The organism is Propioniciclava sp. (genome assembly GCF_047602245.1).
Taxonomy (GTDB): Bacteria; Actinomycetota; Actinomycetes; order Propionibacteriales; family Propionibacteriaceae; genus Propioniciclava.
This window is the reverse complement of sequence record NZ_JASGHT010000001.1, coordinates 2,951,289-2,965,806: the sequence shown is the minus strand read 5'-3', so window position 1 is coordinate 2,965,806 and position 14,518 is coordinate 2,951,289. Positions and strand designations below refer to the sequence as shown.

General features: G+C 68.0%; 11 protein-coding genes, 2 tRNA genes and 1 pseudogene. 9 read left to right on the top strand and 5 right to left on the bottom strand.

Going from position 1 to position 14,518, the window contains the following annotated elements; all coding sequences use genetic code 11:
• Positions 1-4,098: a hypothetical protein gene (locus QM708_RS14090; RefSeq protein ID WP_415109813.1), complete on the top strand. Its 4,098-nt coding sequence runs from the start codon at positions 1-3 to the stop codon at positions 4,096-4,098.
• A 1-nt stretch (position 4,099) separates the two neighbouring features.
• Positions 4,100-5,830, top strand: coding sequence for a hypothetical protein (locus tag QM708_RS14085; RefSeq protein WP_415109810.1), 1,731 nt, complete (start codon positions 4,100-4,102; stop codon positions 5,828-5,830).
• Positions 5,831-5,898: 68 nt separating this feature from the next.
• Here QM708_RS14085 and QM708_RS14080 read toward each other — a convergent pair.
• A tRNA-Arg gene (locus QM708_RS14080) sits at positions 5,899-5,974 on the bottom strand.
• 136 nt (positions 5,975-6,110) lie between these two features.
• Between QM708_RS14080 and QM708_RS14075 the strand changes: the two genes are divergently transcribed.
• Positions 6,111-6,956: an SPFH domain-containing protein gene (locus QM708_RS14075; protein ID WP_415109808.1), complete on the top strand. Its 846-nt coding sequence runs from the start codon at positions 6,111-6,113 to the stop codon at positions 6,954-6,956.
• Between the two features lie 92 nt (positions 6,957-7,048).
• Here QM708_RS14075 and ppk2 read toward each other — a convergent pair whose 3' ends face one another.
• Entirely contained in the window at positions 7,049-7,984 is a 936-nt protein-coding gene (gene ppk2, locus QM708_RS14070; RefSeq protein WP_415109805.1) for a polyphosphate kinase 2, read from the bottom strand.
• A 74-nt stretch (positions 7,985-8,058) separates the two neighbouring features.
• On the opposite strand from ppk2, the gene orn reads away from it, so the two are divergent.
• From orn to QM708_RS14050, 4 genes are all read left to right on the top strand, one after another.
• Positions 8,059-8,715, top strand: coding sequence for an oligoribonuclease (gene orn / locus QM708_RS14065; RefSeq protein ID WP_415109802.1), 657 nt, complete (start codon positions 8,059-8,061; stop codon positions 8,713-8,715).
• A 182-nt stretch (positions 8,716-8,897) separates the two neighbouring features.
• Positions 8,898-8,973, top strand: a tRNA-His gene (locus QM708_RS14060).
• 487 nt (positions 8,974-9,460) lie between these two features.
• On the top strand, positions 9,461-10,615 hold the full coding sequence (locus tag QM708_RS14055; RefSeq protein WP_415109799.1) for a DUF262 domain-containing protein: 1,155 nt from the start codon (positions 9,461-9,463) through the stop codon (positions 10,613-10,615).
• Between the two features lie 2 nt (positions 10,616-10,617).
• Positions 10,618-11,313, top strand: a complete 696-nt coding sequence (locus QM708_RS14050; RefSeq protein ID WP_415109797.1) for an MAE_28990/MAE_18760 family HEPN-like nuclease — start codon at positions 10,618-10,620, stop codon at positions 11,311-11,313.
• A gap of 75 nt (positions 11,314-11,388) precedes the next feature.
• Here QM708_RS14050 and QM708_RS14045 read toward each other — a convergent pair whose 3' ends face one another.
• On the bottom strand, positions 11,389-12,285 hold the full coding sequence (locus QM708_RS14045; protein ID WP_415109794.1) for a nucleotidyl transferase AbiEii/AbiGii toxin family protein: 897 nt from the start codon (positions 12,283-12,285) through the stop codon (positions 11,389-11,391).
• Complete coding sequence (locus QM708_RS14040) at positions 12,282-12,731, bottom strand: hypothetical protein (RefSeq protein WP_415109791.1); 450 nt, start codon at positions 12,729-12,731, stop codon at positions 12,282-12,284. Before QM708_RS14040 ends, QM708_RS14045 begins: the two co-directional genes overlap by 4 nt.
• Positions 12,732-12,899: 168 nt before the next feature.
• Here QM708_RS14040 and QM708_RS14035 point away from each other — a divergent pair, with 168 nt between their 5' ends.
• Positions 12,900-13,064: a hypothetical protein gene (locus QM708_RS14035; RefSeq protein WP_415109788.1), complete on the top strand. Its 165-nt coding sequence runs from the start codon at positions 12,900-12,902 to the stop codon at positions 13,062-13,064.
• Positions 13,065-13,274: 210 nt separating this feature from the next.
• Here the strand turns inward: QM708_RS14035 and QM708_RS14030 are convergent.
• Positions 13,275-13,517: pseudogene (locus QM708_RS14030) on the bottom strand (peptide-methionine (S)-S-oxide reductase); the annotation flags it as partial.
• 358 nt (positions 13,518-13,875) lie between these two features.
• Here QM708_RS14030 and QM708_RS14025 point away from each other — a divergent pair.
• A complete protein-coding gene (locus QM708_RS14025; RefSeq protein ID WP_415109785.1) occupies positions 13,876-14,241 on the top strand; it encodes a bleomycin resistance protein in 366 nt (121 codons plus the stop codon).
• Positions 14,242-14,518: the final 277 nt, after the last annotated feature.

Below are 14,518 nucleotides of genomic sequence, written 5' to 3'. Positions count from 1 at the left end.
ATGTCTGATGCCTGGAGCGAGGTCGACCCCGCGCTTCCCCTCGCGCTCCTGCCCGTGCGGGTCGAAACGCGATCGCGGCTGTCCGCCGACGAGCCGGGTGCCGTCGAACTGCGCGTGCGCATCTATCCCGACGAGCTCGCGTTCGACGCCATGTCGGGGCGGGCCCTGCTGCTGCCCGAGTCGTTCCGGGTGATCGCCGTGCAAGGGGAGGTCGTGTCGGAGCAGGACGGTGCCCCGATCGCGGGCGACGACCTCGGCGTGGGCCTGGGGCAGGGTCTCGGGTCGGGCGATGTGGGCGATGAGCAGTTCGAGGGTGCGGCGCGGACGCTGCGCGATCTCGCCGACGGCGTCGGCGACAGCGCCTGGCTCGGCGACTACGACCTGGCGGTGGCACGTGGCTTCGCAGTGACGGTACGGCTCGGCGCCGGCGCGGAGAAGATCGATCGTCTTTATGTGATCGGCGTGAACCGCGCCGACCCGCAGAGCACCGCCGATGCCCTCGCCGCGGCGCTGCGGACGCAGCCCGAGTGCGCGTTGTGCGCGGCAGGTACCCCCACGAACAACACCACGAATGCCCGCTCCGGAGGCGTGGGGAACGACGGCGCCCCGGCCGCCGCCCAAGCGGTCGTGCAGGCGCTGGGACTACACGGTGCCGAGACGATCGACGGCTGGCCCTCGACGGCGACCGATCCGTCGCTGCCCGGACTGATGGCCAGCGCGCTGTGGCCAGTGGCGTGGGGCCCGTGGCTGCGCGATACGTTCTCCGACCGGGTGCTCGGACTGTACGACCGGCTGGATGTGCACGACCATCTGCTGCGCTGGGTGCGCCCGGAGGGGCCTTTCCCTGTCTTGCGGGTCGGCCGCCAACCCTACGGGATCCTGCCGGTCACGCTCACCGGCGAGGTGACCGGCAAGGGCCGGGGTGCGCGCCTGGTGACGGGTGCCGTCCGGGCGGCGTGGCCGTCCTGGCGCGACGCGCCACCGCCACCCAGCGTGCGGGACGGCGACCTCGCCACGGCGCTGCCGAGCATTCTCGGGCTCGCGCCGTCGAGCGGATTCGTGCGGGTGCGGCACGTGCTGCACACCGACAACGCGCTCGACGCCCTGATGGCACGCGTCTTGCCCGACTTCCACCGCAGGCGCACGGAGGCGACGCGCGAGGCGGAACAACGGCTCGGCCTCGCGCCCGGGTCGCTGCGTCAACTCCCCTACCTGGGCGATCCGCGGATTCTCGGGCTGCCTCTGGTCGACGAGACGGACCCGAAGGCGCTCGCCGGCCTGGTTGATGCGCCCGCCGAGCCCGCCGACGCGAGCGTCCTGCAAGTGCTGCTCAGCGTCGCACGCGGCGACTCTCTCGCCCGGGCCCGCGCGGCGCGGCGCACCCTCGTGGCGCTCATCGACAACGAGGGATGGATCCGGCAGATCGAATCAGGCGGCCCCGACGACGCCGAGCGGGCGCGGGAGAGCCTGGCCCAGATCCTCATCGACGCGCTCGCCAAGCTTGGCGGCGCGTCCGGCGACCCCCAGGCTTTCGTCGAGACGTTGCAGGGAGCCATCACCGGCGATCTGCTCGACATCGACGCGATGACGATCCGCGACCACATGCGACCGCTGCTGGAGCATCTCCGCAAGCGCTTCGGGACGCTCATCCTCACCGCCCACCGCACCCCGCTGTACGCCCGGCTGAAACTCGCACAAACTCCGTCGAGACTCACCCAGGCCCGGGAGATCCTCGGCGCGCTGCTGGAGTACCTCGCCGCCGTCGACGAGGCAGCACGCGTCGTCCTCGCGCTCCCCACGCTCGCCGGCGTCACCGACAGCGACCAGCGCGCACGACTACTGGCAGGAGCGCTGGACACGGCATCCCATCGGCTCGATGCCTGGACGACATCTTTGGCGACCAGGCGGCTCGACCTGCTGCGGGCGGCGAACGGCACCGGTGTCGTGGTGGGGGCGTTCGCCTGGCTGGAGGACATCGTGCTGACTCCCCCGCCCACCGATCCGGACGCCATCGTCACGGCCCAGGGCGTGGGCTGGATGCAGGCCCCGTCGCCCACGCACGCGGCCACCGCCGCCGTGCTGCGCAGCGCCCGGCTCAGCCATGCGCCCGACGACGGTCCCGACAGCCCGCTCGAGTTGGACCTCAGCAGCACCCGCACCCGGGAGGCGGTGGACATCGTCCGCGGAATGCGGGAGGGGCAGCAGCTCGCGGCCCTGCTCGGCTACCGCTTCGAGCGGTGGCTCAACGACGCCGATCAGAGCCTCAACCGGTTCGTCCTGGCGCTGCGTGCGCTTGCCCCGCTCATCGTCGGCCGGGAGACGCCCCCCTCGGCCGACGCCACCACGACCGCCCTGACCGGCGCCGTCGTCGACGGGCTCGCGCTCATCGACAAGACCGGCGAGATCCGGGCCGCGCTGGAGACGGACGATCCGCGATGGGACCCGCCACGACCGGGCGAGGTGGCGCGGATCGAGGTGCTCGTCCGGCGGCTGGCCTCGCTCGCCGACGCGATCGCCGACCTGATGCTGGCCGAGGGCGTGCACCAGCTCGTCGCGGGGGATGCCGCCCGCGCGACGGCGGCGATGAACGCCATGTCGGGCGACGTGATCCCCGAAGAGCCCGCGGTGCCGCTCTCACCCGCCGCGCGCGACGGGATGACGCATCGCGTGGCGGTCCTCGGCGCCGCGCGGCCGGCCACGGACGCCGATGCGGGCTGGACGCCGAGCGTGCGGGCGATCTCGCACCCGTTCCTCGAGACCTGGTGCCGCGAGGCGCTCGGCCGCGCCGACCGGATCGTCCTCGTCAGCACAGACGGGGGTTTCGACGACCTGTCCGCGGTACCGATGAGCGCGCTCGATCTGGTGATGGCCGCCGACGGCACCGACCAGGGGCTCACCCGGTTCTGGGCACGGTGCCGCCGTCGGCGTCCGTCCCTTCCCGAGGAGTGGCTCACGACGCGCCCCGCCGCACTGAGCCCCGATCAGCTGACCCTGCGCGAGGCCTGGCAGCTGGCGTCCGCCGTGCGCGCCGTGCTGAGTTCCGCGCGCGCCGCCATCCCGGACGATCTCGTCGCCTCGGGTGAGAGTCCCGCTGCGGCGCGTCACGTTGCCGACGAGGCCGCGACCGCGCAGCGCCTCGCCGCGGCGGTGGCGGCCCTGCGCCCCCTCACCGACCCCCTTCCCGCGGGCGGGACCGCGCAGGACGTCGCGGCGCTCCTCGCCCGCGCGGATGCCCTCGCCGACGCCGGAATCGGGGACGACACCGATCCCGGGACGCTCGGCTCAGACCCGGACGCACTGCGCTCCTACCTCGCCGGACTCGTCGGTGCGCTGGAGGGCCGGCTCGTGGCGGCCGACGCGGCCGCGGATCCCGGCGCCGTCACCGATGCGCTCGGCAGCCTCGTCGGCCGCCTCCCGGTCGTCGAGGACCTCGATCCGCAGCCGGAACCTCCGCTCGCGGATCGTCTGGTCGCCGGCGATGCGGGCGCTGCGCCGCGCCGATGGGTCGCGCGGATGACCACGGTCCGTCCCGCGGTGGCCGGCTGGGCGACGCTCTCGGCTCTGCGGCGCGCCACCGGACGGGCCGGTGAGCTGCGATTGGCCGTGTTCGGTGCCGACCGCTGGGTCGGCGACACCGACCTGCCGGCGCACCCGGCCACCTCCCTCCTCATCGAGCCGGTCAGCCGCTTCGACGCCGCCGGACCGATCGCGGGCCTCGTGGTCGACACGTGGAGCGAACACCGTCCCGCCCAGCGCACGATGGACGCCCCCGAGGGCGAGGCCCGTCGTGAAGAACTGGTCGCCACCGGCCTCGCCGTGCACGCGAACGGTCCCGCCGCACGCGCCGCTCATGCCGTGCTGCTGGCCGTCAGCCCCGACGGGGCTCCTTGGTCGGCGGAGCGGATCGTCGCCGTCATCGACGAGGTGCGCACGCTGCTACGCCTGCGGCTCGCGACGCCCGGCTCCGTCGCGGGGCTCGGCGACCTCCTTCCTGCCGTCGGCGTCGGGCACTGGTCGCTCGCCGACGAGCAGGTTCTCGACCCGAGGCTGCTGCGTCAGGCGGCGCGCTTCGTCCCCTCGTTCGTCAAGGGAGGCTGAGATGGCCGATCTGTTCGTCACCCGGACGTTCCCTGAGACCACGCGCGTGCGTCCGTTCACGACCCGCTTCGAGCCGAACCCGGTCAGCGGCGACCCCGCGACCGGGCTGATGGCTCAGGTCTGGGATCCGCTGTGGCTCCTCGGCCGCCAGTGGCAGTTCGGCGAGTTCGCCGGCGAGGACACCGGCACCCCGCTCACGGTGGAGGTGACGGCCGAGTTCGATCCGCTGGTGGCCTGGCATCCGGGGCCTCTGGGCGACGAGCCGGCCTGGTGTCCGCTCGCACCCGGCGACCTGCTCGAGCCGCTCGTCGAAGCCGAGCCGGACGCCGCCCGCGGCGGCCGGTTCGCCGCCGCCGCGGCGTGGGCCTTGCAGGATGCCCTGGCCGCCCTCGGCGCGAGCGCTGCGGTGGACGCGCTCGTCGAACAGTGCGGCGCCACGCCGGGCGCCTGGAGCGGGCCGCAGTCGATCCTCGCGGATCGTGCGCTCGACGCCGGGGGCGTCGCCGCCGCGTTCGCCCACGGGCATCCCGCCTGGTTCACCACGGCCCTGCCCTCCGCACCTGCCCCGCGGCAGCAGGCGACCGCGGCGATGGACGAGTGGCTGGAGTGGTACACCCGCGAAGCGGCACCGCCCTCCACCCCGTCGAGTTGGCTCGGCGACCGGCTCGAGTACGAATTCTCCGTCGCGACCACGCGTGCCGTCCTGCGCGCGCCCGCCTACGGCGGCGGCGAGATCGGATGGTCAACGTTCGACCTGGAGCCCACGGCCCCCGCGCCGCCCAGCGATCGCACGCCCGAGCCGATCACGCAACAGTTGCTGGCATCGCAGCTGACCTTTCCCGGAATGCCGTCGTCACGCTTCTGGGAATTCGAGGATGCTGCGCTCGACCTCGGCTCGGTGTGGGCCGACCCCGACGAGTTGGCTCGCCTGCTCGTCGTCGAGGCCGCGATCGTCTCCGGCGACGACTGGCTGGTGCTGCCCGTCGACTCACCGCCCGGCGGCGTCCTGCGTGTGACCGGAGTCGCCTGGCGCGACACCTTCGGGGGCGTCACGGTCGCGGAGGAACGCCCAGCGCCGATCCCGCTCGGACGGCGGGTGGCGCCCTGGCGCGTGTTCACGACGACCGAGGCGCTGCGCGAGGGCGACCGGGCCTCGTTGACACTGCCAGGAGTGCGCCAGGAAGTCGCCGGACTGTTCGTCCCGCCCTCGTCCGCTACCGCACTGGAGGCGCCCGTCGTCGAGGATGTCCGGTTCCAGCGCGACGAGACCACGAACCTGGTGTGGGCGATCGAACAGACGGTGCCGTCGGCAGGCTCCGGCGATCCGTTGCCGCTGACAAGCGAGCCGCGGCCTCGCCCCGACGCGATCGACCCCGGCGGCCAACCCGCCGACCAGGTGCTCGGATATGAGCTGATGACCTTCGTGCCCCAGACCTGGCATCCGTACCTCGCGCGCATCGGTGAGGCAGGCGTCGTGCTCGAGCGGGCGCGGCTCCTCGGCGGCGCCCGGCCCGGACCGCAGGGGGTGCTGCTGTCGGAGGAGGCGCAGCGGATCATCCGCACCGCGGAGGTGCCCAGACAAGGGGTGCGCGTGCAGCGGCTGGCGCGCGCGGCGCGACGCCCGGACGGATCCTGGGCGATGTGGCTGGGACGCAGGGTACGCCCCGGGCACGGCGAGGCGGAGAGCGGCCTGGAGTTCGACCGCACCCGCAAGCCCACAGGGTCGAACTAGTCCGACTCTTCCTACTCGGCCGAGAAGGCACGACGCCGGCGTCCGGGTGCGCCTTCGACCAGGCCGGATGGCGCCCCCGGGAGGATTCGAACCTCCGACCGACGGATTAGAAGGCCGCTGCTCTATCCCCTGAGCTACGGGGGCCTGCGGATGATCATACGGGTAAGGGCACAGCGGACGGCGTCCGCGCAGTCGGCGTTGAGCGGCCAGCCGGTGTGGCGGCGTCCGGCTCGTGCGCTCAGCCGAGAGAATGGGAACCGCCCCTGACTAAGGAGACCCGATGGTCTGGTTCGTTTTCGCCGTCCTACTCGCCCTCGGCGGAGCAGCGTCGCTGGTGTTCCTCCGCAGCAAGCCCGGCCAATGGTCGGGCATCGGCGCACTCGCCGTCGCGGTGGCGATGCTGATTCCGGCGTTCCTGTTCATCGTGCCGCCACGGCAGATCGGCATCCCGATCACGTTCGGCCTGACCGGTGACCCGTTGCAGTCGGGACCGCACCTGCGCGCGCCCTGGACGTCGGTCGAACTGATGGACATGACGATCCAGGTCGACGACAACCTGGGCGACGACCGGACGGAGGTGCGCCTGGGCAACCAGAGCGTCGCCTTCGTGCAGAACCAGGTGCGCTGGTCGGTGAAGTCGGAGGCGGCCACCGAACTGTTCGCCGCGCACAAGAGCTTCGACAACATCGGCCGTGCCATTGAGGAGCCCGAAGTGTTCTCGGCACTGTCGAAGGCGATGGCCGGCTATGACCCGCTCGACCCGTCGCGTCCGGACAACGCCACCCTCGAGGTGGAGGTGAAACGCGCGATGGAGGCCGAGCTGAACGACCGGCTGGTGATCCACTCGGTGAAGATCCAGAAGATCGACTTCGACGCGCTCACCCAGTCGCGCCTGGACGCCTTGCTGGCCGAGCAGGGCAACACCCGGATCGCCGAGCAGAAGCAGCGCACCGCCGAGAAGGAAGCCGAAGCGAACCGGATTCTCGCCGAGTCGGTGAGCAACGACCCGAACGTGATCGTCGCCAACTGCCTCAAGGACGTCTCCGGTGCGGCGCCAGGCACCTTCCCGGCCGGGTTCCAGTGCTGGCCGGGCAGCAACGGTTCGGTGGTCATCCCGGCGCGCTGACCCCGCGCCACAACACGACGGACGCCGAAGGCGTCCGATCACCACGAAGGGCCGGTCGATGATTGACCGGCCCTTCGTGGTTGGAACGTGTGTCAGTCGCCGACGGCGTCGCGTCCGCGCTTGACGATCAGCGGATCGGGATCGTAGACGACCGAATCGTCGCGGCCCTCGTAGTCGAACTGGTTCAAGAAGGCGCGCATCGCGTTCAGGCGGGCCCGCTTCTTGTCGTTGGACCGGATCGTGATCCAGGGCGCGTGATCGGTGTCGGTCCGCTCGAACATGGCCTCCTTGGCCGCGGTGTAGTCCTCCCAGCGGTCGAGCGACTCCAAGTCCATCGGCGACAGCTTCCAGCGGCGCACCGGGTCGATCTGGCGGATCGCGAACCGCGTCCGCTGCTCACGCTGAGTCACCGAGAACCAGAACTTGGTCAGCAGGATGCCCGCGTCGATGATCATCCGCTCGAAATCGGGGGCCTGCCTCATGAACGTCTCATACTGCTCATCGGTGCAGAAGCCCATCACCCGCTCGACACCGGCCCGGTTGTACCAGGAGCGGTCGAACATGACGATCTCGCCGAACGTCGGGAAGTGCTTGATGTAACGCTGGAAGTACCACTGCCCCTGCTCGGTGGTCGTCGGCTTCGTCAGCGCGACCACGCGCGCGGCACGCGGATTGAGATGTTCGGTGAACCGCTTGATGGTGCCACCCTTGCCTGCGGCGTCCCGGCCCTCGAACAGGATCACGTGACGGATGTCGTTGTCCTGGCTCCAGTACTGCAGCTTGAGCAGCTCGACCTGCAGCAGGTACTTCTCCGCCTCGTAGTCGTCGCGAGTCATCAACTCGTCGTAGGGGTAGTCCTCGCGCCAGGTCTCGACCGCGCGGCCGCCCGGATCGATCAGCGCCGGATCGGGACCCTCGGCGTCCCCCACCGTATAGCCCTGAGAGACCAGACTGTCGATGAACTGGCGCAGATTCTCGCGCTGTGCGGGGGCCTCTTCCAGGATGTCCTGAAGGTTGTTCTGGTCCATGGCACTCCTGTGGGGTGACGTCGTTGGCAGGGTTGAGTGACAGCCTAGTGAGTTTGTCGCCGTAAAGTGGGAACGTGAACGACCGACTTGTGTGGATCGACTGCGAAATGACCGGACTCGACCTGGTCAACGACGCGCTGATCGAGGTGGCAGCCCTGGTGACCGACGGCAACCTCAACGTGCTGGGCGACGGTGTCGACGTCATCATCGCCCCCCCACCCGAAGCGCTGGAGGCGATGGGCGACTACGTCCGGACGATGCACACCAACTCGGGACTGCTCGACGAACTCACCTCCGGTACCACCATGGCGGACGCCGAGGCCCAAGTGCTGGCCTACATCCGCGAATGGGTGCCCGAGGAGCGCAAGGCCCCACTGGCCGGCAACACGATCGGCACCGACCGGGCGTTCCTGGCCCGCGACATGCCCGCGCTGGAGGCGCACGTGCACTACCGCAATGTGGACGTGTCCACGATCAAGGAGCTGTCGCGGCGCTGGTTCCCGCGCGCCTACTTCAACTCTCCGTCCAAGTCCGGCAACCACCGCGCGCTGGCCGACATCCAGGAGTCGATCGAAGAACTGCGCTACTACCGCGATGCCGTCTTCGTGCCCGCCCCCGGCCCTCAGCCGGTCGAGTTGCGCACCCTCGCCCGGCGCCACCAGGGCGCGCTGACCGGGAACCGCCACCCGAAGGCTCCCGCTCAGGGCCCGGACGCCGCGTCCGTGGGCTGAACAACGGGACTCGAACCCACGACATCGCGGGCCATCCTGCTGCCGGATCCGTCCAGTGCAGGCTCTTGGTCTGGCAACAGGCCATCAGCCCGCACTGAAGCCACTCCGGACGCCGCCCGCGCCGGATTTCCCAGGTCGGGCCAGGGCAGGTTATGATGGTCGCCGCTGCTGAGGCAGCGATGGTGGGTATAGCTCAGCTGGTAGAGCACCTGGTTGTGGTCCAGGATGTCGCGGGTTCGAGTCCCGTTACTCACCCCAAAACACTTTGCCCCTGGCTTTCCAGCCAGGGGCAAAGTGTTGCTTCAACGACAGCGACCTCGTCTTCGTACGAGATAGCGTGCTGATCGACCTCGTCACTCCACCGAGTGCTGCCGCGCGGGGAAGTTCGCTAGTGAGCACACCGACGGCGTGGACAACCGCTCTGGTACCCAAGGCAACCCGCCGACTGATGTGGCCACCAACTCCCGACGGCCATCGGCCCGCTCATCATCAAGTCGGAAGGGCCGCAGCCAGAGCCACTGCGCCGCTAGACTTGAGGCACACCACCCACCCCCTCTGGTGCCGGGTCTCGTCTCGAATGCCTCTGCTGGCCCTCGACGGCCTTCCACACACGTGAGTCACAAGCGGCCGTAGGAGGCACATGCTGCGAGCCGCACGCGGATTGACCCGATTGAGCGAAGCTTCGGCGGCTAGCCCTTGGCTCGACTAGTCTCTCATCGAGTCCAACTTACTAGGAGTTGCCAGGATGGCCTTGAAGGAACAGATCGCTAGTCGCGCTCGGGAGATCCGCACCGACGGCTACTCCATGTCGATCGGTGAGGTGATCACTCTCTGCAACGACGGTGACATCGATATCCACCCCGAGTTCCAGCGAATCTTTCGCTGGAAGGCCGCGCAGAAGTCACGCCTCATAGAGTCGATTCTGCTGGGGATTCCCATCCCACCGATCTTTGTGTCGCAGCGCGAAGACGGCGTCTGGGATGTGATTGATGGCGTCCAGCGACTCTCGACCATTCTGGAATTCACAGGAAACTACAAGGACGAAGACGGGAAGCGCAAAGTCGGCTTCCGACTACAGCCCGGTGAGTACCTTAGCGAGATGTCCGGTTTCGCCTGGTCCGCAGGACAAGGCGAAGGCGACGCCGACGATGATGATCCGCCGGTGGCGGCGCCACTCATTTCAGACAACAAGCCTGAGGATCTGGCGTTCGACGACGTACTGCGCAGGGATTTCAAGCGGGCAAAACTTGAGTTCCGCATCATCACAAAAGGCTCTGACGCGTCCGCGAAATATGACCTCTTCCAGCGACTGAACTCCGGCAGCGTCCTCTCTCCTCAAGAGGCACGCAACTGCCTCATGGTGATGATGAATCGCGACATGTTTCACCTCGTCCAGCGATTGGCTTCAGAGCCGCCGTTCGAATCGAGCATCCAGCTTTCCGAGCGCCAAGAAGAGCAGGCTTATAGCGAAGAACTCGTCCTCCGCTTCTTTGCCCAGCGCGCCTTCTCGGGTGGCGACACGGAACTCCGCCAAGAGTACGGCGAGTACTTGACCAACTGGATGCGTGGCGTGGCGGACAACGGCGGTCTCTCGCAAGATGATGAGGCCGCCTTCGAGGAGACCTTCGAGCTTCTCGTCGCCGCCCTGGGGGACGATGTCTTCCGGCGATGGGACGGCTCACGCCACACCGGCCCGTTCTCAATTTCAAGCTACGAGTTCATCACGACTGGCGTGGTCCACAATCTCGATCGGTGGAGGCAGGCCAAGCCGGAGGACCTTGCCGAGCGGACCAGGGGTGTCTGGTCGGATGAAGCCTTCCGGTCGTGGAGTGGCACGGGGATCAGCCCCCGTCGCCGAGTGCCGCGGCTAGTGAACCGCTCGCGTGTCTACTTCGCCTGACCATGTCGCTGCTGACCGATGATGGTTTCGAGGCCACGCTCGGGGACGATCTCGGGTGGCGGAGAATTGAGCTGGCCCATCTAAAGGACGCGTTGGCTCGTTCGGCGCGGCAGAGCGAGGACAGCCCCGCAACGCGTGGGCTGAGCCGCGCGATGGTGGCGATGTGCTATGCGCACTGGGAGGGTTACTCCAAGAACGCACTGGAGCGCTATGCCCGCTTGGTCACGCGTCGTAAACCGAAACTCTCGGAGTCCAGTGAAGGCCTGGTCATCGAACACGTGCATCGCCTCATGCGCCGACTCGCCTCCGGGGACAGTTACGCGCGCGAGGCCATCACCAAGGCGATCCGCGGCGAGTCGGATGAGCGGCTCAACATCGACAAGTCCTTGCTCGCGGACACAAAGTCCAACCTCCGCTACAAGACTCTGGCAGAGCTCTTCAAGCGCGGCTGCATCCCCCTCGATGCCTTCAAACTCAAAGCGAACCTCATCGATGTCCTCCTGTGCGACAGACGCAACGGGGTCGCCCATGGCCGGGCTATATTCGTGCCGGCAGGCGACAGTCTGGACCTGTGCGCTGAGACCATCAAACTCATGGAGGCGATGCGGGACGTCCTGGTCACCCAGGTTCGCACAAAGGGATACCTCACAGTGGCAGCAGAGACCCCGCCTAACCCCAGTCCGGTCAGGCAGACCTGAGACCAGGGGGACACTACTGGCGTACGGACGACGGAGAAAGAAATCATCTGCCTCGCGGGGCACTAAACGTGCAACTCAGGCGTCGGGGTTCCGCCTTCCGATCTCGGCCAACTCCCGCTCCACCTCGTAGAGGTCTCGCTCGTTGCATTCCACCCACCGGTGTTCGCTGGCGTCCAGACCAGCCAGGAAGGCGAAACGACTCTGGACGGTTGCGATCCACTCGTGAAGACGCACAGGCTTGGTCGGATAGCCGATGTCTTCTGGCCGGAAGCCGCTCGGCGCCCTGTCGGCGAGCACGTCGGCGGGATCGATCGGCTTGCTGCCACGGCCATCGACGACGATGTCGCGGTATACCTTGAGCACCCATAGCCTCCGGACCAGCGCCCTGTCCATGGCGCCGGACGTCGCGTACCACTGCAAGTCATAGAGATCACGAGCCAGGGATACCCTGCGGTAGCGGGCAGGTTTCTCCGCCACCGCCTCTTCTACGCGCACCACAGGAGTGGATGTCAGCTCGAAGTCGTAGCGATCGTGAATCGGTAAGCGGATCGGCTCGAGGAGGTCGGCGGCCAAGCTGAGTGGGTGCCGCGCAAGTTCAACCTTTGCACCCAGTCTCGGGCTGCCGAACGGGGTCATGATCCGCAGGTCGCCGCGCCGACCGTCATCGCCGAGATTCTCGATCACGAACGAGAAGCCATCGAGTTCTGCTCCATCGAGAGCACCCAAAACCGCCAAGGGGAGATCCTCACCGGGAGCGGCGAAGTCAAGGTCTGTCGAGAATCGACCCGCGTTGCCCGCACGGAACTTGCGTAGCGCCGTGCCACCCTTGAACACGAGGCCCTGATCGAAAAGGCCTTCCTCATGGAGGAGATGGAGCGCGTGATCCTGAGCGATGTCGAGCAACGCGGCATCACGCCCACCCTTGGCACCCTGATAGTGGCGAACTAGATGGCCCTCAGTGATGCGGCTCATGACCCGCTCCCCACGCTGAGGTATCTGTGGAGGGCAGTGTCGTTCACCTTCGTCAGCGAGTCGTAGCGCCCACCCGGTTGCCTTGGCCCGAGCCATGCCGTGCCTCTCGGCGGGTACGCGTCGACAACCCGCTGCGCGCCCTCCGGGTTGCCTGCGACCTGTAACAAATAGGCAGTGCGCTGCTGAGCGGCCTCACCCATCGGCGTCAGCAACCGGATGATCTTCTCGGCATCGAGTTGATGTGGGAATGTCGACAGCCACTGCCCCAGTCCGGCGACATCCCTATACCCGGACGGGCGCACCCCGATGCCGACGATGAGACCCTCTCGGTTCCAGGACGGCAGCCCGTCAATCTTGCCGATCCCCTCACCCGACAGCTCGACGCGGACGTAGCGCCATTCGCCGCCCAGCGCCTTCGGAAAGGACGCCCCGTCGGGCAAGGCCACGACCTCCTGTTCGGGTACTCGCTGAGCCAACCCCAGGACGGAAGCAGCTGACTCCATCGCAAGAACACCCGGCCACTCGGATCTGATCGCTCGCTGGGCTCGGAACTCGATGAAGCGGTCACCCGAACCGTATGCGCCACCCCGAGCGGCGGGCAGGAACTCCCACGCATGCCTAGAACGAAGCTGCCCGAACCATCCACCGCGCTGCAACTCGTAGGCAAGCCGACGAGGATCACCATCCATTCCGATCTGGCGCATCACAGACTTCAGGCGCTCGAAGGTCACGACGACATCACCATCGAGCTCAAACTGCTCGACAACGTCAGCCACTGATCGAGCAATCACGCGAGCCACTGTCGTTCACCACCCTTCTTTGCAGAAGAGTATCAAACTACGGTCTTGAACGACAGTACGGACGTGACCTCACCGCGCTCCACCGCGCAGCTGAGGCGTCCGCGGCATCGATGTTCGCGCGGTCCTGTTCAGGTGTCCGTTGAGCCAACCCGCACGGAGGCCGCGGACTCCATCGCCAGAGCCAACAGGCTAGGCCGGGTTCGTCGTGTACTTGCTCAGCAGCGCCTGCGGGAGGTGGCAGGAGTCGCCGGGGAATCGCGCCAGCCGGTCCTGGTGCTCGTCGGCGCTTCTCACGTAGTTCGTCAGCGGCAGGACTTCGACGGCGATCTGCCCAGAATCGGGCCTGGCCTCGATGAACGCCCGCGCCAAGTCCAGATGACCAGGATCCTCGGAGTAGACGCCGGTCCGGTACTTCTCCCCCACGTCCGGCCCGTGATGCCTGACACGAAGATGCGTTGGCGAGCGGGCAGGTAGGTGCGTCCCGGCTCATTCGAGAGGTGCCGGGCTGGGCGGGACCTATCGGGTGTCTCCCGCACGTCAGGCTGAAGTCGGTCGTTCGCGGCGTTTGTAGGGTGGCGTGCTGCTCGCTCGTGGTGGGTTGCTGGTGGTCGGCGCGGCCATGGCCTGGGTGCTCCGACGAATCGTCCGACCCGGCGCTCGCAGCGCGCTCACGCGTCATTCGGTCGAGTCCGTGACCAGCAGACCGGGCTGTGGCGATGAGGGCGCGGACCAACGGCCGAGCGGGCACTGCGCTCCCCACTCGTCCAAGCAGGGCAGATAGAATCTCGACATGGGCGATCACGCTGTACCGAACCTGCCGTCGCGTGACTTCGGTGCCACCGTCTCGTTCTATGGTGCATTCGGCTTCGAGGTGACCTACCAGGACGACGGCTGGCTGATTCTCCAGCGCGGTAGGCTCCGCCTAGAGTTCTTTCCGTACCCAGAACTCGTTCCCGAAGAGAGCTCGTTCATGTGCAGCATTCGCGTCGACGATCTCGACGACCTGTACCGCCAGCTCAGCGAGGCCGGTGTCGAGGAAAAGTCACTCGGGCGTCCGCGCTTGCATCCGGTCCGGCTACAGCCGTGGGGGCTGCGCGCCGGGTTCCTCGTCGATCCCGACGGAACGCAACTGAACCTGATCGAGAACGGCTCGTAGCTCTGTTCTGATCGCTGCTCCGCGCGATCACACCCGACGGCAGAGCGGCAGCGCGGCTGCGGTGAACGCGGCTGCTTGCTGGCCGACTAGCCGTGGTGGCCCTGGCGGGCCGCTCGTTCAGGGCTGAGAATTGTCATTAACCCCACCAAGGGCTACCGTGCAGGCAAGCTCGCGGGCGACCACACCGACGGCGTCGGCAACCACTGGTGGTACCAGATGCAGCCCTCCGACTGGCACGCCCACCAGCTACCGCCGACCATCGGTGAACGCATCGTCA